The 19,542-nt window shown below is 63.7% G+C and carries 16 protein-coding genes; 7 read left to right on the plus strand and 9 right to left on the minus strand.

Annotated features, from left to right (window positions below; all coding sequences use genetic code 11):
- On the minus strand, positions 1-795 hold a 795-nt coding region (locus FQP90_RS00005), incomplete at its 3' end, for a DUF222 domain-containing protein (protein ID WP_208759894.1).
- Between the two features lie 183 nt (positions 796-978).
- Here FQP90_RS00005 and deoC point away from each other — a divergent pair.
- The 3 genes from deoC (at position 979) to FQP90_RS00020 (ending at position 3,146) form a co-directional block, all read left to right on the plus strand.
- Positions 979-1,671, plus strand: a complete 693-nt coding sequence (deoC, locus tag FQP90_RS00010; protein WP_144647450.1) for a deoxyribose-phosphate aldolase — start codon at positions 979-981, stop codon at positions 1,669-1,671.
- A gap of 53 nt (positions 1,672-1,724) precedes the next feature.
- A complete protein-coding gene (locus FQP90_RS00015) occupies positions 1,725-1,952 on the plus strand; it encodes a hypothetical protein (protein WP_144647452.1) in 228 nt (75 codons plus the stop codon).
- Between the two features lie 87 nt (positions 1,953-2,039).
- Positions 2,040-3,146 (plus strand): right-handed parallel beta-helix repeat-containing protein, encoded by a 1,107-nt coding sequence (locus tag FQP90_RS00020; RefSeq protein ID WP_144647454.1) that lies wholly within the window; start codon positions 2,040-2,042, stop codon positions 3,144-3,146.
- Positions 3,147-3,169: 23 nt separating this feature from the next.
- Here FQP90_RS00020 and FQP90_RS00025 read toward each other — a convergent pair whose 3' ends face one another.
- From FQP90_RS00025 to mfd, 7 genes are all read right to left on the minus strand, one after another.
- Entirely contained in the window at positions 3,170-3,958 is a 789-nt protein-coding gene (locus FQP90_RS00025) for a PIG-L deacetylase family protein (protein ID WP_144647456.1), read from the minus strand.
- A gap of 10 nt (positions 3,959-3,968) precedes the next feature.
- Complete coding sequence (locus FQP90_RS00030) at positions 3,969-5,075, minus strand: glycosyltransferase family 4 protein (RefSeq protein ID WP_144647458.1); 1,107 nt, start codon at positions 5,073-5,075, stop codon at positions 3,969-3,971.
- A 41-nt stretch (positions 5,076-5,116) separates the two neighbouring features.
- Complete coding sequence (locus tag FQP90_RS00035; protein ID WP_144647460.1) at positions 5,117-8,191, minus strand: oligosaccharide flippase family protein; 3,075 nt, start codon at positions 8,189-8,191, stop codon at positions 5,117-5,119.
- A gap of 36 nt (positions 8,192-8,227) precedes the next feature.
- Positions 8,228-9,667, minus strand: a complete 1,440-nt coding sequence (locus FQP90_RS00040) for a glycosyltransferase family 4 protein (RefSeq protein ID WP_144647462.1) — start codon at positions 9,665-9,667, stop codon at positions 8,228-8,230.
- The gene (locus tag FQP90_RS00045; RefSeq protein ID WP_244296399.1) at positions 9,664-10,386 is read right to left on the minus strand and encodes a glycosyltransferase; all 723 of its coding nucleotides are present in this window, start codon (positions 10,384-10,386) and stop codon (positions 9,664-9,666) included. Before FQP90_RS00045 ends, FQP90_RS00040 begins: the two co-directional genes overlap by 4 nt.
- 305 nt (positions 10,387-10,691) lie before the next feature.
- Positions 10,692-11,501 (minus strand): metal-dependent hydrolase, encoded by an 810-nt coding sequence (locus tag FQP90_RS00050; protein ID WP_144647466.1) that lies wholly within the window; start codon positions 11,499-11,501, stop codon positions 10,692-10,694.
- A gap of 4 nt (positions 11,502-11,505) precedes the next feature.
- Positions 11,506-15,138: a transcription-repair coupling factor gene (mfd, locus tag FQP90_RS00055; protein ID WP_144647467.1), complete on the minus strand. Its 3,633-nt coding sequence runs from the start codon at positions 15,136-15,138 to the stop codon at positions 11,506-11,508.
- Between the two features lie 61 nt (positions 15,139-15,199).
- Here mfd and FQP90_RS00060 point away from each other — a divergent pair, with 61 nt between their 5' ends.
- From FQP90_RS00060 to nhaA, 4 genes are all read left to right on the plus strand, one after another.
- The gene (locus FQP90_RS00060) at positions 15,200-16,786 is read left to right on the plus strand and encodes an SDR family oxidoreductase (RefSeq protein WP_439898629.1); all 1,587 of its coding nucleotides are present in this window, start codon (positions 15,200-15,202) and stop codon (positions 16,784-16,786) included.
- A gap of 48 nt (positions 16,787-16,834) precedes the next feature.
- Positions 16,835-17,332 (plus strand): DUF2505 domain-containing protein, encoded by a 498-nt coding sequence (locus FQP90_RS00065; RefSeq protein ID WP_144647471.1) that lies wholly within the window; start codon positions 16,835-16,837, stop codon positions 17,330-17,332.
- Position 17,333: 1 nt separating this feature from the next.
- Positions 17,334-17,555, plus strand: coding sequence for an SCO4848 family membrane protein (locus tag FQP90_RS00070; protein ID WP_144647473.1), 222 nt, complete (start codon positions 17,334-17,336; stop codon positions 17,553-17,555).
- A gap of 156 nt (positions 17,556-17,711) precedes the next feature.
- Entirely contained in the window at positions 17,712-19,040 is a 1,329-nt protein-coding gene (nhaA, locus tag FQP90_RS00075; RefSeq protein ID WP_144647475.1) for a Na+/H+ antiporter NhaA, read from the plus strand.
- Positions 19,041-19,061: 21 nt separating this feature from the next.
- On the opposite strand, the gene sufU is transcribed toward nhaA, so the two are convergent.
- The gene (gene sufU, locus FQP90_RS00080; RefSeq protein WP_144647477.1) at positions 19,062-19,514 is read right to left on the minus strand and encodes a Fe-S cluster assembly sulfur transfer protein SufU; all 453 of its coding nucleotides are present in this window, start codon (positions 19,512-19,514) and stop codon (positions 19,062-19,064) included.
- Positions 19,515-19,542 lie beyond the last annotated feature (28 nt).

The raw sequence follows: 19,542 nt of genomic DNA on the forward strand, positions 1-19,542 counted from the left end.
CCCGCCACTCTTACCGGTGATCCGTTCGACGAGGGTGTCGGCCATGACCTGGCCCCGGGACCTCGAATCACCACGGGACCTCGAATCACCACCAGCCCGCGAATCACCACCGGAACGGGCAGTATCAGCGGCCCGGGTCAGGGCGGCGTAGGCTGCCACTCCCTGGGCGGCGGGGAGCAACGCGGTCAGGTAGGTCATGGTATCCGGGGCCGGGCGCAGGCTCACGGTCCGCTCGGTCGCGGCGTGGGCGGCGCGCTGGGCCACCGAGCGCGGATCCCGCCGGCACGCCGCGGCCTTCGCCGCGGCGATGATGGCTTTGTCCCCGGCACCCTCAAACGTCCCGGCATCGGCGGCGAGTTCCTCATCCACCGCGGACCGGTCCTCGACGGACAAACACGCCGTCTCTTTCACCAGCAGCGTGGCCCGCCACTCATTGAGCTGTCCTGATTCCAGGGCCGCCATGGTGCGGGGCATCTCCGACACCAACGCCTTCGCCAACCCCAACAGACGGGAACCCTTGTTCGGGGACTCCCGCCGCGCCAACGCCAGCTGAGCCCCCACCCCCTGACCCCGCTCGGCCGCGGGGACACCGGTGGCTTCCTGCTCCCCGCGCCGGGCAAAGTCAAAAGCCACCGCAGCCCGGGCCTGCAACCCAGTGATGGCAGACTTCAACTCCTCCAACCCCCGGACCTGATCCACCAACTCACCACTGCCCACACCCAGGGGAACGGAGCGCAGCGCGGCTAGGACTTCGTCCACCGAAGCTCCCCGCTCCGACACTGCCGACGTAGCCATTGGCCTTTCCCGATTCCGATCCATACCCAGACTCTTCCAGCCAGCAACAGCCGCCATCAGGCCCTACTTGGCCTATGTGGACAACCCCGGCTGACCCGAAGAGCATGTGGCAAGATGGTCCTTTGACGGGCAGTGACAACCCTGCGGCCACCGGGCCGGCCACGCCCTGCACGGAAGGATCCCATGAGCAACGAAGCCGTCGCCCCTGCAAACATCGCCTCCTACATCGACCACACGCTGCTGAAGCCGGAAGCCAGCGAGGCTGATGTCCTCAAGGTCTGTGCCGAGGCTGTCGAGTACAAGTTCAAGTCGGTGTGCGTGAATCCCGTCTGGGTCAAGACGGTCACCAAGGCACTCAAGGGTTCGGGAGTGCTGACCTGCTCGGTGATCGGTTTCCCACTCGGAGCCACGCCCAGCGACGTCAAGGCCTTCGAAGCCCGTGGTGCCGTACTGGATGGCGCCGACGAGATCGACATGGTGATCAACATGGCCGCCGGCCGCGCAGGCGACAAAGGTGCGCTGGTGGACGACATCAGGGCCGTGGCCGAGACAGTCCACGCAGGCGAGGCCATCCTGAAGGTCATCATTGAGACCTCCATGCTGACGGATGAGCAGAAAGTCATAGCCTGTGAAGCCGCCGTGGAAGCCGGAGCAGATTTCGTCAAAACGTCCACGGGATTCAACGGTGGCGGCGCCACGGTTGAAGACGTTGCCCTGATGCGCAGGACCGTCGGCCCCGACCTCGGCGTCAAGGCCTCCGGCGGAGTGCGCTCCCTGGCCGACGCACAGGCTATGATTGCTGCTGGTGCAACACGTATCGGCGCGAGTTCCGGAATTGCGATCGTCAAAGGTGAACAGGGTTCATCTGCCTACTAAGGCTTCCGCAACAGCCCAAGAATTTTGAGCCCTGCGGGGCCGAGGAGGAATGAATGTCCAAGAACGCTTCAAGTGCCCCCATTGAACGGGAAAACAACCTCGTTACAAGCATTGTCCTGTTCCTGGTCATGATTGTGCTCTTCCTGGGCGCCATCTACTCGCTGTCCTTCCTGAGCTTGGACAACCCGTGGCCCATGGCTGTGTGCCTTGGCCTCTTCGCCCTCGCGTTCTGGATCCCGCAGACCATTCTTGGTCGCTCCGATTCCGCTGGCGAAAGCTAAACCTCCTTTGTTTCGGAATGGCCCGGGCTGCTGCCCGGGCCATTCCTCTTTAACCTGCCGGAAACCCCCTGAGGATAGGGTGGTGCCATGAAGTCTGCCGGCCCAAAAGTTGCGGTCCTGGTCCTTGCCCTCGCTGCTGCCGGGCTGGGGGTTGCTGTGGTAGCCGCGAATCCGGGTGCGGAGACGCCGGTGGCCACGGACTATTGCAGGGCTCCCGGGAGCCAGGCCACACAGGTCAAGGAGTTCACCACCCAGCAGTACCTGGACCCGGAGGACACGTCAAAATCACTCCAGCAGCTCATCGATTCAGCCTCCAAAGACGGTGGGGGTATCGTCCAGCTGCCCGCAGGAACTTTCACTCTTGGCCGGCCTTTGGTGCTCAAGAGCAACGTTGCCCTCAAGGGAACCGGAGCAGCCACCGTGCTGAAGGCCGGCCCAGAGTTCCTGGAGACCAAGGGCCCCTTCGGTGGCCACCCGCTGATTACCACCAACGGCGCTCAGAATGTCACCATCTCCCACTTGACGGCGGACCAAAGCGGTGAGGAGCTGGACGGCAACACTCCTGGGCGCCTCACCGAATACCTGATCGACGTCCGCCACACCACCAATGCCTTGGTAGAGGATGTCCGAACGCGGAACCCCTTCACCTACTCCATCGCGGTGGTCGCCAGCAGTAACTTCTGCATCCGCAACAATGACACTTTGGTGACCAGCAGCGGAAAGTACGACCAATTGGACGGCATCCACATCACCGACTCACACGGCGGCATAGTGGAAGGCAACACTGTTGACCAACGCCAAGGAGACGACGGCGACGACGGCCTCGTGGCTCAAACCATCGGCGCTCCGGTCTATGACGTGACCTACAAGAACAACAAGGTCCGCGGCGGATCTCACGGTTCGGCGATGCAGCTGGCGGTGGGAAAGCATGAAATCCGCAACATCTCGGTGGAGGCCAACCGCTTCTGGGGCTCCCCCAACGGCGTGAAAATCGGGTACTACGACGGCAACGCTGCCGTTCACGACATCGTGGTGAAGAACAACTCCGTCACCGATACTCCGGGACCGTGGCTGGATTTCCAAGGCGACCTGAAGAACATCACGGTGACGGACAACGTCGTCTGCCAGAGCGGGGCTATGAAGCTCGGCGAGGCTCCGGGCAACGTCGTCTCAAATAACCGGGAAGGCTGCTAGCTCCCGCCGCTGAAGCCCGACTGCTACTGAAAAGCGGGGACGAAATAGGTTTCTGCCTTCACCGGAATGTCGCCTGTTGGGAAGAGCGCGTCCGCCTGGGTGCCATACTGCCGAATTCTGGCAGTCTTGGACTCGAGGCCCTGATCCCAGCTCAATGGGACATAGCCCAACCGCGCCAACCGCGCCTGGTCGGGTTGAGACACCAGGTCGTACGGGAAGTCGGAGTAGAGCACCAGGTTTTCCGGATGGGCCATGCCCGCTTCACGGGTGATCAAGTGGTCCACGTGCTTACCCACACCCACAGGGCAGAACAGCAGCTCCGCCCCCGTCAGTCCCATCAACGCAGCCACGTCAGTGCGGAGTTGCCGGATGAGTACTTGGTCCCCACGGGCGATGCGACCCAGGGCGATGTCGAACCTGTAGGTGGGATAGCGGTGGGTCATCTCGGGCAGCAACCTGGCCCACGCCGAGCTTCCCAGCTTGGGTGGCCGCCGCCTGCGAAACAGCGCGTCTACCTGCCCGAGATGGAGGGATTGGACACCCATCTGGTCCAACACGGAGTTGTCCTCCTCCTGGCGGGCCGCGAACAAGCTGCCTGCATCGGCGCCCGAGCACTGGCGGAGGAATGAGGTCGCTGCCCGTGTGTGGGGTCCTGGCGAAGCTTCCGTGAAGAGCGTTGCCACGATCACCTCGCGCCCTTGGGCCTGTGCCTCGATCAGTGCGCCGCAGGAAAGTACGGCGTCGTCGAGGTGCGGTGAGAGGAACAGCCATGGCGCATCTCCGGCCAGGGAACGATCAAGTCTGGACTGCATCAGCGTGTCATCACCTTCCTGTGTGCGTGCTGGATACTGCGGTTTCGCGGTGGCCCCCACCGATCTCGGAAAGCGCTGCGCTGTAAGCCGCACCCTGCAACGCCGCCAACCGGTCCCAGTTGTATCCGGCGGCAAACGCTCGACCCTGTTCGCCAGCACCAAGCCCGACCCCTGAGTAGTGCTCCGCGAGCGCGTTGGCGAGGTGGCCGACGTCGAACGCTTCAACCAGCCATCCCGCACCGGGTGGCACAATCTCGCGCAGACAGGGGATGTCGAAAGCGATCACTGGCGTCCCCACAGCCAGGGCCTCGATGGCTACGAGGCCGAAGGTTTCCTGCCGCGAGGGAACCACCGCCAGCCTTGCCTCGCTCAGTGCTTGGAACTTTGCCTCGCCCGAAAGCCATCCCAGGAGGCTCACCGAGTCGGAGAGCCCGGCGGCCTCAATGGCTGACCGCAAGCGCGCCTCATCCGGCCCTATCCCTGCAATCAACAGTTTGCCGTCAATCCGGTGGTGGCATTCCGCCCAGGCCGCAAGCAGCAAATCCAGTCCCTTGCCGGTGAACTCCAGCCTGCCGAGGCAAAGAACGTTCCGGCCAAGCCGGGGCGCCGGTTTCCAGGCCTCGGGGTCAACGCCGTTGCCGATGACGTCCACATGGATGCCGGGGTTTATGGCCGTCAGTTGATCCTTGATTCCCTCGGACACGGCGATGGTCCGCCGATGACGCCGGACTCCGAACCGTTCCACCCAGTGGAGCGGGAGTTTATACTGCCTGGCCTTGTCGCGGGCGTGCAGCCACTGAACCACGCCGATGGTGGGTTTCCTGGTCCACAGCGGGGCTGCCATGGTGGAGAACGGGGCGAAGAAGTCTTCCACCACCAAGTCGGCGGCGCCTCGGCGCTTGCGCACCTCGAACGGCAACCGGACCACGTACCCGGCGAGCCTCACCCACCGGTTGGTCCCTGCTCCCCAACCGATCGGCACGTAGTGGACACCGTCCTGGATCCGTTCCTGCCAACCCGGGTACCGTGTGGTCAGCACTGTCACGTCGAAACCGTTGGCTGCCAGGCGTCGGTTTATTTCGTGGGTCCTGACCGATCCCCCGCCCGCTCCGGGCATGCGGGGATCCTCAAACCCCAGATGCAATATCCTCACTGGCCCTACCGTTCCGTCTCGTACGTTTTGGAGGGACTGCCCGTTCCGTTGGCCGCCCCCACGCTGAGTTCGGCTGGTGGCACAAACCAGACAGTTGTGGAGCCGTTGGTGGGCCCCTCCGCACTGAAAACAGGTATCGCATGCTCCTTTAGCCAGGTGAGCATGTCAGGGTTAGCGTAACCGTACCCCTGACTGGTGGGGTGCGATTGCGTCAGGATGTAATTGGCCCCGGCCTCCTGCATCAGGGGCGCCGACGGCCATACGCCGAATCGTGGGTCATCGGCGAAGGCGAATTCACCCGTGCTGTTGGTGACACTGATCCGTGCATCCGCCGGGAGGGTGGTCTTCACCCAGTCCTTGGCCTGGACAAAGCCGTTGTCCACTGCGAGCGCCGTCCGGGCTCCGAGGATCACGGTCAACACCACAAAGCAGAGGCTGGCGACGAGCAGGAACGTGCGACCCCTGGCGAATCTCTCCCGCAGTTCCACCACCACCAGCACGGAGCACAACACCCCGGCAATCATCACGCCGTAGCCGTATTGTTCTTCGAAGGTGCCAAACGCGGCACTGTAAGCACCTGCGGCACCCAAGGCGAGGCCAGCCAGACCGATCAGTCGCCGATCCGCGCGATGGCTGAAGCAAAGAAGGGCACCGGCCAGCGGACACAAGGCCAGCAGAAGGTAGCTGGTACCGAAGTGGCTGCTCTGTTCGATCAGCCGGGTGACGATATTGGGTGACCCTTCCGCCGTGAAGCCGGTGCTCTTTTCCAGGCCCGACGCACGCAGCAGGCCGCTGGTCTTCGCCTCGATCCAATCCGGGAGATGCGCTTGGGATGCCGCTACGGCCAAGTACGTCGCGTACGGCACTGCCGACGCAAGAAGCACGACGGCGGCCTGCCGCCACGGCAGCGTCCTCTTCCAAATCACGGCCACTGCAACCGGACCAACCGTGCAGATGACGAAGAAGTCCTTGCACACGACGGCATAGCCCAACAGAAGCCCAGCCGCCACGAGCCGCAGGATAACAGGCAACCTTCGCTTCGGCGGCAGGGTACGCATCAGGACCTGGCGGGTACCCAACAGGACGAGGAAGCCGGCGAGCACGAAAGCCATGGCTGACGTCTCCAGGAAGGCGTGGCTGTTATTGCGCAGGATAAAGGGCTCAAAGGCGAGGACCAGAGCGGTGAGCCATGCCGCCGTCGTGCTTGCCAGTTTCCTGACCAACAGGAATCCCAAGCCAACAGTGATGGCTCCAAGCGCGGCGTTGAGCCAGCGGAGCTGCAACACCACCTCGACGATGTCGCCCGAGATGCCAAAGAGCTTGATGGTGCCGGCTTCCAGCAGGAAGAAGCCGGGTGGGTGCAGGAAGAACGGCCCATCGGGCAACGTGGGCACCTGGCCCGTGGTGAGCGACTCCCCCAGGCGGACATACAGCAGCTCATCCACCCATAATTCGAAACCGCGCTCCAAGCCGAAAGCCCGGACACCGAATGCCGCCGCCGACACCGCAACGAAGGCCGCCGCGGAGCTGGACACCACTCGAACCAAGGCTGCCACCAGCAGGTTGGAGGGAGGCTCCTGGACCTTCGAACGCCGTCCGGCACCCCGGGAAGGTGCCTCGAACCGCCGTCGGAAGGTCCCCCAACCCAGCGTTCGCGGCAGCAAGCCGCGCTGGTGGGCCAGCACTGCGAGGCCGGCGATCGTAGCGAAGGCGAGCCACACGATGGGTTGGAGTTGGCTGGCCACTGCCATGGCCAACAGCAGGATGCCTGCACCGGCCATGGAGCGTCCGGCGCCCTTGGCGGGGCCAACGGCGGAGAGGACCGGCCAGGAAATGAAGGCCAATACTGTCGCGGCGGCCACGGCACCGACGGCTGATCCGATGGCCAGGCCACTCACGGCGTTCACTTGCCATCCTGTCCACAGCCCGGCAACCACCAGAAGGCAGGCGCAGGCCAAGCCGAGTTGGCAGCGGCGGTACGCCCGCAGGGCGAGCAGGATGGTGGTAAGGACCGTCAGCACGGCGTAGCCCAATCCGGCGGCCGCAAGCCACGGCAGCAATTCAAGGGAGCCGTGATACTTCTCAGGAATGATCACGCCAGCCAAGGCATGGGGTGCCGTAGCAATGATGGCGAAGGCCACCACCGCCAACTGGCTGAACGAAGCGAACGCGGCACCAAGCACCGCACGGACGTTGACTCCCGGGCGGCGGAGCAAAGGAAACGCCACCAAGGCAGTCCCCGCAGCTACGTACACCGGGCCTTTGGCGATGGTGGCCAAGGCCTGGAAGCCTGCCGCGGCGGGCCCTTCGTCCAGGAACGCCACCATAACGACGTCAACGCCCACGAGGACTGAGACCACGCACAGGACTGAGGCGATGTCGCCGGTCTCGGCCCACCGCCACCTTTGCCGCAGAACATGTGGGCGCCACTGTAGATCCCGATAGAAGGACCAGGGCACCACCACCAGCGCGAGCGCTCCGAGAGCGAACCCGAGGATCGCCCCCACTGCGCCCCACGCGACAAGGACCACCAGGAGGCTGAAAGCCAGCCGAAGGATGACTTCCCCCATGGTTGTCAGGGCATACCACTTGAAGCGCAGCTCACCCTGCAGCCAGCCCGACGGCGCCGCCACCAGGAAGATAGCCAGCGCGCCCAGCGCTGCGGCGGCGGCCAAGGCCGGCGTCGCGAAAGCCATTGTCAGGGCCGCGGTTACTGCTGCGGCAGCGATGCCTGCGAGGCAGGAGACAAACGCCGAGAAGGCCATTCCATCCCTCCGCCCGTCCGAACCTGCAGGGTGGACGGCCACGAAATGCGACAACGGAAGGGGAACAAGCGCGGAGGCCACAATGCCGACCACTCCCAGGAGCATCGCCGCGGCCGCGAACTGTGTGTAGTCCGCGGTTCCCAGCATGTTGGCCATCAGCAACGAGCAAGCGTAGCTGACCACGCCTACCAACCCGGCGGCCACGGACAGGAAGCCGCTGTTCTCTGCGACCTTTCCCCCAGCCTCAGAGGATACTTCCGCTGCCCTCACTTCCACGCTGGAATCTGCCCCGCGTTCACGCACAGTGTTGCTCATGGTTCCCCCTTGTGTTCGCCCACGACCGAATCGCGGCTACAGTCCATCGACAGCGTCGACGGGCGTGAACGTGCTGCCGGGTCCGGCCAGGAGCGTGCTGCGACCCACGGCCCGCAGCTCTGCCGATACGACTCCGATGCGCCTCATGACAGCGAAGGCTTCGAATTCGTCCCTTCCCTTCATCAGCACCGACACACGCCCTTGGTCTTCGGCTACCTCGTCCGTTGGCCGCAGGATGGCCTGCAAATTGGCACCGGCCGGCAAATCGAAGTGAACCAGGGTGGACATGTCGGAACGGGCAATGCCCTTTGCGTCACCGCCGCGCCTGAGGGCTTCCTCCTCAAGGAGGACCCCCGCAAGGAGGGCTGCGCTGCGGTCCCAGGTGAAGCACCGGGCCCACTCCTGGCATTGCGCAGAAATGTCACGTGCCACGTCCTGCCGGGACAGGGTCTTCAGGGCGTCCACCATGGCCGTCCCGAAGTCCTTGGCGGTGTCCACCAGCCACCCCGTGCTGCCATCAACCACTGAGTCGCGGATACCCGGGACCCGAAGGGCCAGGCATGGGACGCCCCACGCGGCGGCCTCGATCACGGAACAGCCCCAACCTTCTGACGCTGAGGTGGAGACCGTCAACCACGCCCGGTTCAAGAGGCTGTTGCGAACCTCGTCGGGCTGGTATCCGTGGAATGTCACGATGTCGTCGAGCCCTAAGTCCATGGCAAGCTGCTGCAGCCGACGGCGTTCCGGGCCGTCCCCGACGATCTCCAGGCGCAGTTTGGGGACGCTGCGGGCAGCTACAGCGAACTGGCCCAACAATAGGTCCAGCCGCTTGTGCGGCACCAAACGGCTGACGACGACGACGGTGGGCTCCGGGTCGCGGGGACCGACGGTGTGGGGAACCTCGATGGTTCCGTTGGGCACCACATGGATGGGACCGGAGAAACCCAGCTTGCGAAGTTCGAACCGGGTGGAGGGAGAGACTGCAGCTATGGCCCGGTTGCCATAAACGGCCTTTGCTCCCGTGCCTTCAAGAAATCGCCCCACAGCTGCCATTGGCGCCGAAAACCTGGTGCGGAATTGATCCTGGTGTACATGGTGGATCAACTGGATGATCGGCATTTGCCGTGGAAGGAAAAGGGGCGCAAAAAAGGGAATCCCATTTTGGCAATCGATCACCCCGTCAAACCAGTTCCGGGTCTGCAGCAGCTTAAGGGCGGCCTGGCCGTAGAGGGCCAAAGGACCACCGGACCGGATGATCCGAATGCCGTCCACCACACCTTCAGCGGCTTGATGTTCTTCGCGCCCGGTGAACCATGTAACTTCGGCACCATTTTCTATCCAGCGGCGTGATATTTCGTGCATGTACTGTTCGGCCCCGCCGGCTTGGGAATGCTTGATGTCACGCCAATTCAGCACCAGGATCCGTTTGCCCGCCAGTTGGGCGGGCATGTTCCCGGGCACAAAAGATTCCGTCATTGCATCGCCTTTTGGAGTTGGAGTACTGAGGCAAAACTGGAAATTCCGTCCTTGAATGGCCGAAAGGTCGATGCCGCTCCGTCTGTCCAGGCAACCGGGAGTTCAATGATCCTGGCACCGCCGTGTTGCAGCCGCTGCAGGAGCTCAACGTCGAAGGCAAAGCCCGTAGCCCGGCACTGCACCATGGCCGCCGTGAGGGCGTCGCGTTCGAAGAATTTGAAACCGCATTGTGTATCGAAAATGCCCTTGACTTTAGATTTCGTCAGCACACGGAAGGCCGTTCCGCCTACGCGGCGGCCCAGTTGTTGCGGCTGGACGAAAGTGGAACCGGGAGCGTGGCGCGAGGCAATAACGGCCGAGGCCCCCTGCTCCAGATGCTCCATGGCCGCCACCAGGGTGTTCAGCGGTGTGGCGAGGTCGGCGTCGAAAAAGCCTGTGTACTTCGAGGAACCGCTCAGCAACCCCCGGCGGACCGCGGCTCCTTTGCCGCGGAGGGAGCAGCCCACTACGGAAATCGGAACAGCGGTTCCCTTGTTGCGGGAAATTTGGCGGACTACGGCCCCGGTCTCGTCCGCACTGCAGTTATCCACCACCACAATGCGTGACGACCATGGCTGTTGTGCAAGGAAATCGGCCGTCTGGACAAGTGTGCTGGGAATTCTTGCAGCTTCGTTGTAGGCGGGAATGACGACTTCGAGATCAACCTGCGTTCGCCGCATTGACTCAGTATGTCGCCGTGCCTGAAAACTCCCCCTGATGCCGGTATGAATACTGTGCGGGTGGAGCAGATCCATCTGAACCTCCGTTTAGTCAAAGAATTTGACGTCGAGGTCCAAGCTATGTGTGGTTCCGAACAAAGGGCACGAGTAGTCGATACTCGAAAAGTTGGCCACGGTCTCTTGGTTCCGTGGGAATGTACGCAGTTTTCCCAGCGGAGCACTACTTGTATTGTTCCGCTGGAATTATTCCAATCGCGTTACATGATCCGCACTTTGCTGTGTCAAATACTATGCCTGCCGTGGCGTCACGGCAACTGCACCACGCCCCCAAGAGCCGCCAAAACACCGGGCCAATGCTGCTGGGCCAACGTCCATGCGGCAACACCCATGCCCACCATGGCATATCCACTGACAGGAATAAGGACCAACCATTCGCGCCGCGAACCGGCGCGACCCAGGAGCGGAATGGAAAAGGCGCCGTTTGCCCGCCAAATGCCACTGATGAAGGATTTGCGAAGGAATTTGGGGGGCTTTATGACGATGGGCCACAAAAGCGGCACTCCGCCTACGGTGATCATGTCCCCCACGATGTGAACCACCACTCCAGTGAGCATGGACAGCGGCAACCATCCCCACTGATCCGGCGCGAACCAGGTCACCAGGCCGGCCATTACCACTGCGAAGAGCCAGTTGGTAATCCAGCCGGACTTTGGGAAAAGGTTCAACGCCTTGGCAGCCAGGTTGATCATGAACATGCACAACAGCCCTGCGCCCACAGACAGTTTCCCCACGGGCGTCACCATTTGGAATTGTGCAGCCATGGCTGCGAGCACCACGAATGCCGAGGCCCCGAGCAGCGAGTGCGTCCCTTGCCGGTGCCCTCCGCTTGCTTTCTCGATCCCCACGGCAATCACGTTGGACAGCGGCGGCAGGGAATTGGCAATGGTGCTGTGGCGGTGGTCCCAGTCGCAAACCAAGGCGGTGCCCGCCGTCGCCATGGCTCCGATCAGGATTCCCGTGGAATCCAGCGGGTACCAGCCCAGGGCGTAGGGGCCGGTCGAGGCAATAGCTATCCACGCCGCGGCTCCGGACGCGGCGTGGTGTCCTCCCATCATTCGGTTAGCCCGCCTTTACGGGGACTTCAGCGAAAATCGCTTCGATGACGTTGTTCGCCCACTGCAGGATCTCGGCGTCCTGGAGGTCGCGTCCGCCGATCCGGGCCGTCTTGGGCTTGGGGATCAACACGGCATCCAGCGCTGGCTTAACCTGCGAACCCGGGTACATGCGGTTCAGGCGCATGGTTTTGGATTCGGGCAGTTGCGCGGGCGAGAAGCGGATGAAGTTGCCTTGGAGCGCGACGTCGGACAGGCCGGCTTCGCGGGCACCCACCCGGAAGCGCGCCACGGCTATGAGGTTCTGGGCGGGCAGCGGTGGCTCCCCGTAGCGGTCCACCAGTTCTGCGAGGACTTCGTCGATGGCTTCGTAGGTAACGGCGGCAGCCAGCTTGCGGTAGGCCTCCAGACGCAACCTCTCCCCGGGGACGTAGTCGTGCGGCAGGTGCGCGTTGACCGGCAGTTCGATCTTCATCTCCGCGGCTTTTTCTTCGGCTTCGCCGCGATACTCGGCTACAGCCTCGCCCACCAAACGGATGTAGAGGTCGAACCCGACACCTTGGATGTGACCGGACTGCTCTCCGCCCAGCAGGTTTCCTGCACCCCGGATTTCGAGGTCCTTCATGGCCAGCTGCATGCCGGCGCCGAGCTCGTTGTGCGCTGCCACCGCCTTGAGGCGTTCCAGTGCCACCTCGCCCAGCGGCTTTTCCGAGGGGTAGAGGAAGTAGGCGTAGGCGCGCTCACGGCCACGGCCTACTCGGCCTCGGAGCTGGTGCAGCTGCGACAATCCATACTTGTCGGCCCCGTCCACAATCAACGTGTTGGCGTTGGAGATGTCCAAGCCTGTCTCAATGATGGTGGTGCAGACTAGCACGTCGAAGCGTTTCTCCCAGAAGTCCACGATGATCTTCTCCAGGCGGCTCTCGGACATTTGGCCGTGCGCCACTTCCACCCGGGCTTCGGGGACCAGTTCACGGATCTGCGCGGCAATACGTTCAATTGAGGACACCCGGTTGTGAACAAAGAACACCTGCCCCTCGCGCATGAGCTCACGGCGGATCGCCGCCGAGGTCTGCTTGTTGGTGTACGGACCTACATAGGTCAGCACCGGGTGGCGTTCCTCCGGAGGGGTGGCCAGCGTGGATGTTTCCCGAATTCCGGTGAGGGACATTTCCAAGGTTCGTGGGATCGGCGTAGCACTCATCGCCAGGACATCCACGTTGGTGCGCATCTTCTTGAGCGCTTCCTTGTGTTCCACGCCAAAGCGCTGTTCCTCATCCACGATCACCAGGCCGAGGTCTTTGAACTCGAAGTCCTTGGACAAAAGCCGGTGCGTACCGATCACCACATCGACGGCGCCGCTTTTGACGCCTTCGGCCGTTTCCTTGGCTTCCTTGCTGCTCTGGAACCTTGAAAGCGGCTTGACACGCAGGGGGAACCCGGAGAAGCGCTCGGTGAACGTCTCGTAGTGCTGCTGCGCAAGGAGGGTTGTGGGCACCAGGACTGCTACTTGTTTTCCGTCCTGGACAGCTTTGAAGGCAGCCCGGACCGCGATTTCGGTCTTGCCGTAGCCCACGTCGCCGGATACCAGCCGGTCCATGGGGATTTCACGCTCCATGTCGGCCTTGACCTCGTTGATGGTCGTCAACTGGTCCGGCGTTTCCACATAGGGGAATGCTTCTTCGAGCTCGCGCTGCCACGGGGTGTCGGGTGCGAAGGCGTGGCCACGGGATGCCATGCGGGCGGAATAGAGCCGGATCAGCTCCCCGGCGATTTCCTTGACGGCCTTGCGTGCTTTGGACTTGGTGCTGGCCCAGTCCGCGCCGCCCATCTTGCTGAGGGCGGGGGTATCTCCACCGACGTAGCGGGTCACCTGGTCCAGTTGGTCGGTCGGTACGAAAAGCCGGTCCCCAGGAGCGCCGCGTTTGGACGCCGCGTACTCCAGTACCAGGTACTCGCGCAAACCGGCGTCCGACGACGACGTACCGGCCACCTTGCGCTGGATCAGCTCCACGAACCGGCCGATGCCATGCTGTTCGTGCACCACGAAGTCGCCTGCGTGCAGTTGCAGTGGGTCCACGGCGTTCCGCCGTTTGGACGGCATGCGCCGCATGTCCTTGGTGGAACTCGCGGTGGCACGACCCAGCAGATCGGCTTCGGTCAACAAGCCCAGCTTGAGGCCGTCCAGGACAAAACCACGCCCGACGGCGGCGGTGGTCACCTCGATGATGCCTGGTTGGGGTTCCTTATCGAGCGATTCCACGCGGGAACAAGGAATGTCTGCGTCGTGGAACAGCTCGGCTAAGCGCTGCGCTGGCCCTGGACCGTCGGTCACCACCACCACACGCCACTGCTCGCGGACGCGTGAGCCAATGAATTCCAGCATTTCGGCAACGTCACCCTGGTAGCCACGTGGTTCGCGGGCACGCATGTTGAGGACATCGATGTCCAGGACCAGGTCCTCGTCGGTTGCGAGCGAGGTGATGGACCACCAGGACACGCCGTGTTCCAGCGCTGCCGAGCGGGTGTCGGTCAGGGAACGGAAACTGGCGGCGTGCAAGTCCGTGGAGGCCTGTGACGACAAATCGAGGGGCGCCGCGCCGCCGTCGGACGCTGTTGACCAAGCAGCCTCAAGGAACTCTTCGTTGGTGGCGGCGAGGTCGTGCGCGCGGGTGCGCACCTTCTCCGGTTCGATGACCACGGACAGCGAACCGGCCGGGAGCTGGTCCACGAACGGGACCATTGCATCCACCAGGACCGGGGCCAGGGATTCCATGCCTTCAACAGCAATGCCGCCGGCGATTTTCTCCAGCATGTCGGCCGCGGCAGGCATGTCGGCCTTCAGCTTCGAGGCACGCGACATCACCGAGGGAGTGATCAGGATTTCCCGGCACGGAGGGGCATGCAGTTCTGTGGGGTGGTGAACGCCGGGGGCGGACAGCGAGCGCTGGTCTGCGACGGCGAACCAGCGCATCTGGTCTACCTCGTCGCCGAAGAATTCCACCCGGATGGGGTGGTCCTCGGTAGGCGGGAAGACATCGAGGATGCCGCCGCGGACCGCGAATTCGCCGCGGTGGGTCACCATATCAACGCGCGCGTAGGCGGCGTCGGACAGGGCACGGACAACCTCGGTGAAGGAGCGTTCCTGGCCCACCTGCAGCGTCACCGGAACAAGGTCGCCCAAGCCGGCCACAATGGGCTGGACCACAGCGCGAACCGGGGCCACCACCACGCGCAACGGGGCCGCCGTCGAGGTTTCCGGGTGGGTCAGGCGCCGCAGGACGGAAAGGCGGCGGCCCACCGTGTCCGAACGCGGCGAGAGGCGCTCGTGCGGGAGGGTTTCCCAACTGGGGAAGGTGGCCACCGAATCGGAGGGCAGGTAGGAGCAGAGCGCCGCGGTGAGGTCTTCGGCTTCGCGGCCGGTGGCGGTGACGGCCAGGACTACCGGCGCTCCCGCGCCATCGGCGCCGGCGCCAGCCAAGGCATCTGCCATTTCGGCGAGCAACACCGCACGCATCCCTGTGGGGGCGCTGATCTGGTAGTCGGCGTTCCGGTCGCTGAAGGACCGCTGCGCCTCCGTACGAACGCGCGCGAAAGTCTTGTCCTCCGCCAGTGCGCGGCGCAGACCGTTGAGGCTCATGGCAGAAACTCCTAGGGTGGGTCCAAGGGCAGGCAACACAAATGCCCGGAAATTCAGATGAATGCCGGGTCATTCCAGCCTACCTCTACCCCCAGCCACAGGAGTTCCTTTGCAGCCTTCGGAAGCCACGCATTCCAACACCACGCAGGACACCAGGACAGTGCTGGTCACCGGCGCCACCGGTTACATCGGTGGCCGTTTGGTCCCCCGGCTCCTCGAAGCCGGGCACAAGGTCAAGGTCTTGGTCCGCACTCCGCAGAAGATTGCCGATGTTCCCTGGCATGATGATGTTGAGATCGTCGAGAACAGCCTGTCCGACGCCGGCAGCCTCACCCAGGCGCTGAACGACGTGGACGTCCTGTATTACCTGGTGCACTCCATGGCCTCGGGCAGTGGCTTCGAGGCCAAGGAAGAAGCCATGGCCCGGCTCGTGGCCGAGGCCGCGACAGAGGCGGGTGTGGACAGGATCGTCTATCTGGGCGGCCTGCACCCGGAAGACACTGAGCTTTCCACGCACATGCGTTCACGAGAGACCGTGGGCCGGGTGTTCCTTGAATCCCCCGTGGACTCGATAGTCTTCCAGGCCGGCGTGGTGATCGGGTCCGGGTCTGCTTCCTTTGAGATGATCCGGCACCTCGCAGACACCCTTCCCGTGATGCCGGCGCCCAGCTGGGTTAATAACAGGATCGAGGCCATCGCTGTCCGCGACGTCCTGCACTACCTCGTTGCGGCCGCCGCGCTCCCCGAGAAGTTGAACCGCTCCTTTGATATCGGTTCGCGCGATGTTCTGAAGTACAAGGACATGATGAACGAGTATGCCGTGGAGCGTGGTCTGCCCCGGCGGTTGGTCATCGCACTTCCTGTGCCGGCTCCCAAGCTCGCCGGTTTATGGGTGGCTCTGGTGACTCCCATTCCCCTGTCCATGTCCCTGCCGTTGGTGCAGTCACTGCAGCACGACGCGGTGTCGCGGGAGCACGACGTCGACCGCTACTTTCAGCAGCCCGACGGCGGCCTGACGCCTTACCGGCGAGCCGTCGCCCTGGCGCTTGGCAAGGAAAGGGATGGGCAGGTGGAGACCACCTGGGCGACCGCCGGCGTCGACGCCGATCCCCTTCCGAGCGACCCCGACTGGGCCGGCTACAAGGTGTTCCTCGACGAGAGGACCTTCCACAGCGAGGCCAAGCCGGAGCATGTGTGGACCATCATCGAGGGCATCGGCGGCAAGAACGGCTGGTACTCGCTGCCTTTGGCGTGGCGGGTGCGCGGCTGGCTGGACAAACTGCAGGGCGGCGCCGGGCTGCTGCGCGGCCGCAGGCACCCCAAGACGCTGAACACCGGCGAAGTGGTGGATTGGTGGCGGGTTGAAGCCATTGACCGCGGACACCTGCTGCGCCTGCGGGCGGAAATGCGGGCCCCCGGCGGCGCCTGGCTTGAGTTGGCGGTAGAGCCCGACGGCGGCGGCAGCCTGTACAAGCAGCGCGCCATCTTTTTCCCCCGAGGCTTGGCAGGAAGGCTTTACTGGCTGGGCGTCTACCCGTTCCATGGGGTGATCTTCCCGTCGATGGCCCGGAACATTTCGGCAGCCGCCATGGCGCTCCAGGAGGCGGAGCAACGGCAGGGTTCGGGGGTGGCCACGGACAACCCGTAGGATGTTGGGAGCTAAAACAGCTTCATCACCACCATCCACGGAGGACCCATGGCCCTGAGTGCATCCACCACCCTGCCGCACAGCGTCGACCGCGTTGCGGCCGTATTTGTCGACGAGGAATTCCTGCGTCACACGAGCGAACTGGTGGGCGGCTCCCTGGAATCGTTCACGATCGACGGCGACACCGCCGGTGCCTTCAGCACCACCACCGTTCGTACGCTGCCCACCACCCGCCTGCCGGATATTGCCCGCAAGTTCGTCGGCGAAACCCTGACGGTGACCCAGAAGGAGCAGTGGGAAGCCCCTGCCGCTGATGGCTCCCGCTCCAGCAACATTGCCCTCAAGATTTCGGGCGCTCCGCTGGACGTGACCGCTGTCCAGCGTCTCGTGGCCGACGGCGCCAGCACCCGGATCGAACTCGAAGGCACGGTGTCTTCCTCAGTTCCGTTCCTCGGCGGCAAGATCGCCGACGCAGCGGAGCCCATGGTCGGCAAGGCACTGAACATCCAGTCGCAGCAGGCGCAGGCCTGGCTCGAAAGCCACTAATATGCAGATCCCCGGAATCCTGGCGGTTGTCCTGATCGTTGCCGGCGTGTGGTCCTTGGTTGTCTGGCCGCAGTTCCTCAAGCGCGTCATGAAGGATCCCCGCGCCCGCGATGCAGCAGGCAAGGCCACCAAGTTCCTCACGGTCCACGTCGTGCTGGTCACCATTTCCATGGTGCTGGGACTCGCGACGGCGGCCATCGGGATCGCGGGCCTCGTCGCCTAAGTTCACCCAAGTAGCTGGCAGTAGTGGTTGTTCTGAGGCCTCAGAACAACCACTACTGCCAGCTACTTGGGTAAGATGGACAGTGGTGTGCCGGGAAGTCTGGTCGGCGTGTATTTGCTGTACCCGCCCATGACCACTCACTGTTAGGAGCCCTCCGTGGCCCAGCTGCCTCCCGGTTCGCCCAAAACACCCTCCGCCAAAACGCCCTCCAGCAAGGTCTTCACCCGCTCCAGTTACCCGGAGTACAAGCGAATCCTGTCGATCCTTCGTACGGAAACCGTCGGCGGCGCACTTCTCCTCGCAGCGACGGTGGTGGCCCTCATCTGGGCCAACTCCCCCGCGGCCGACGGCTACTTCGCCCTCCGCGACGTCAAAATCGGCTATGAACCTTGGCACCTTGAGCTCAGCCTTGGCCATTGGGCCTCAGACGGCTTGCTGGCGGTGTTCTTCTTCCTCGCTGGGCTTGAGCTCAAACGGGAATTCGTGGCAGGCGAGCTTCGCAAACCAGCCCGGGCCGTTGTCCCCGTGGCCGCGGCCATCGGCGGCGTGGTGGTGCCGGCACTCATCTTCGTCCTCTTCAACCTAGGGTCACCCGAAACCCTCAAGGGCTGGGCCATCCCCACGGCCACGGACATTGCCTTCGCCCTGGCCGTGCTTGCCGTCATCAACACCCACCTCCCCGCCGCGCTCCGTACGTTCCTCCTGACCCTTGCCGTGGTGGACGACCTCATCGCCATCGGCATCATCGCCTTCTTCTACTCCACGGGGCTCCAGCCGCTCATGCTGCTGGCCGCGCTCGTTCCGCTGGCCCTCTTCACGTTCCTTGTCCAGAAGCGGGTCCGCAGCTGGTACCTCCTGGTGCCGCTGGCCCTGGCGACGTGGGGCTTTGTCCACGCCTCCGGGATCCACGCCACCGTAGCCGGGGTCCTGCTGGGCTTCGCCGTGCCGGTCTTCGCCAGCGGTAAGAGGGGTGAACCGGCTGAGGGTCTGGCTGAGCACTTTGAGCACCGCCTGCGCCCGTTCTCGGCAGGGTTTGCCGTTCCCGTCTTTGCATTCTTCTCCGCGGGAGTTGCCCTGGGCGGATTCGATGGGATGGGCGCTGCTCTGCGGGATCCGGTGGCGCTGGGCATTGTGGCGGCGTTGGTGGTGGGCAAAGCCGTGGGCGTCTTCGGCACCACGTTCCTGGTCACCAAAACCACGCGCGCCAGCTTGGATTCCGGTATTGCCTGGATCGACCTCTTCGGGCTGGCCCTCCTGGCCGGCATCGGCTTCACCGTCTCGCTGCTGATCGGCGAGCTGAGTTTCGGCGCCGGCTCCGGGCATAACGATCACGCCAAAGTGGCCATCCTGGCAGGTTCCCTGATCTCGGCGCTGCTGGCCGCCGTCGTACTCAAGGCCCGTAACCGGCGGTACCGCCAGGTGCAGGCAGACGAAGAACGGGACGACGACGGCGACGGCGTGCCTGACGTCTTTGCCCGCAGCTGATCCTGGGGTGCTTCGAAGCGCCTAGGCGGTTGCCTGGTTGAGAGCGTCTTCGGCGGCCACCCATGAAATCATGGCGCACTTGACGCGGGCCGCATAACGGGCCACTCCCTCGAACGCTGCGGCGTCACCGAGGATTTCCGGGTCGGCCTGGACCTTTCCCCGTGATCGGAGAACCTCGCGGAAGTTGTCGATCACGGAGTGCAGTTCTTCCACGGACATTCCCTCACCCAGCTCGCTGAGCACTGAGGCCGAGGCCATCGAGATGGAGCAGCCGGCACCGTCCCAGCTGATCTGCTGGACAGTTCCGTCCGACACAGCCAGCCGCAGAGTGACTTCGTCCCCACAAACCGGGTTCAGCTGGTGTGATTGGCCGGTGGCCGCCCCTGCGGGAGCAGCAGTTTCAGCGAGCCCGCTGCCGTGCCGCTGCTTGGAGTGGTCCAGGATGATCTGCTGGTACAGCTGGTCAAGACTCATGATGCTTGGTGCCCGTTCTGAGAAAATT

Source organism: Paenarthrobacter nitroguajacolicus, assembly GCF_007786235.1.
GTDB lineage: Bacteria > Actinomycetota > Actinomycetes > Actinomycetales > Micrococcaceae > Arthrobacter > Arthrobacter nitroguajacolicus_A.

What these genes read in the sequence shown, in the direction of transcription:
- deoC (WP_144647450.1), top strand. Translation starts at nt 979, where the DNA reads ATGAGCAACGAAGCCGTCGCCCCTGCAAACATCGCCTCCTACATCGAC.
- FQP90_RS00015 (WP_144647452.1), top strand. Translation starts at nt 1,725, where the DNA reads ATGTCCAAGAACGCTTCAAGTGCCCCCATTGAACGGGAAAACAACCTC.
- FQP90_RS00020 (WP_144647454.1), top strand. Translation starts at nt 2,040, where the DNA reads ATGAAGTCTGCCGGCCCAAAAGTTGCGGTCCTGGTCCTTGCCCTCGCT.
- FQP90_RS00025 (WP_144647456.1), bottom strand. Translation starts at nt 3,958, where the DNA reads ATGCAGTCCAGACTTGATCGTTCCCTGGCCGGAGATGCGCCATGGCTG.
- FQP90_RS00030 (WP_144647458.1), bottom strand. Translation starts at nt 5,075, where the DNA reads ATGCCCGGAGCGGGCGGGGGATCGGTCAGGACCCACGAAATAAACCGA.
- FQP90_RS00035 (WP_144647460.1), bottom strand. Translation starts at nt 8,191, where the DNA reads ATGAGCAACACTGTGCGTGAACGCGGGGCAGATTCCAGCGTGGAAGTG.
- FQP90_RS00040 (WP_144647462.1), bottom strand. Translation starts at nt 9,667, where the DNA reads ATGACGGAATCTTTTGTGCCCGGGAACATGCCCGCCCAACTGGCGGGC.
- FQP90_RS00045 (WP_244296399.1), bottom strand. Translation starts at nt 10,386, where the DNA reads ATGCGGCGAACGCAGGTTGATCTCGAAGTCGTCATTCCCGCCTACAAC.
- FQP90_RS00050 (WP_144647466.1), bottom strand. Translation starts at nt 11,501, where the DNA reads ATGATGGGAGGACACCACGCCGCGTCCGGAGCCGCGGCGTGGATAGCT.
- mfd (WP_144647467.1), bottom strand. Translation starts at nt 15,138, where the DNA reads ATGAGCCTCAACGGTCTGCGCCGCGCACTGGCGGAGGACAAGACTTTC.
- FQP90_RS00060 (WP_439898629.1), top strand. Translation starts at nt 15,200, where the DNA reads ATGCCGGGTCATTCCAGCCTACCTCTACCCCCAGCCACAGGAGTTCCT.
- FQP90_RS00065 (WP_144647471.1), top strand. Translation starts at nt 16,835, where the DNA reads ATGGCCCTGAGTGCATCCACCACCCTGCCGCACAGCGTCGACCGCGTT.
- FQP90_RS00070 (WP_144647473.1), top strand. Translation starts at nt 17,334, where the DNA reads ATGCAGATCCCCGGAATCCTGGCGGTTGTCCTGATCGTTGCCGGCGTG.
- sufU (WP_144647477.1), bottom strand. Translation starts at nt 19,514, where the DNA reads ATGAGTCTTGACCAGCTGTACCAGCAGATCATCCTGGACCACTCCAAG.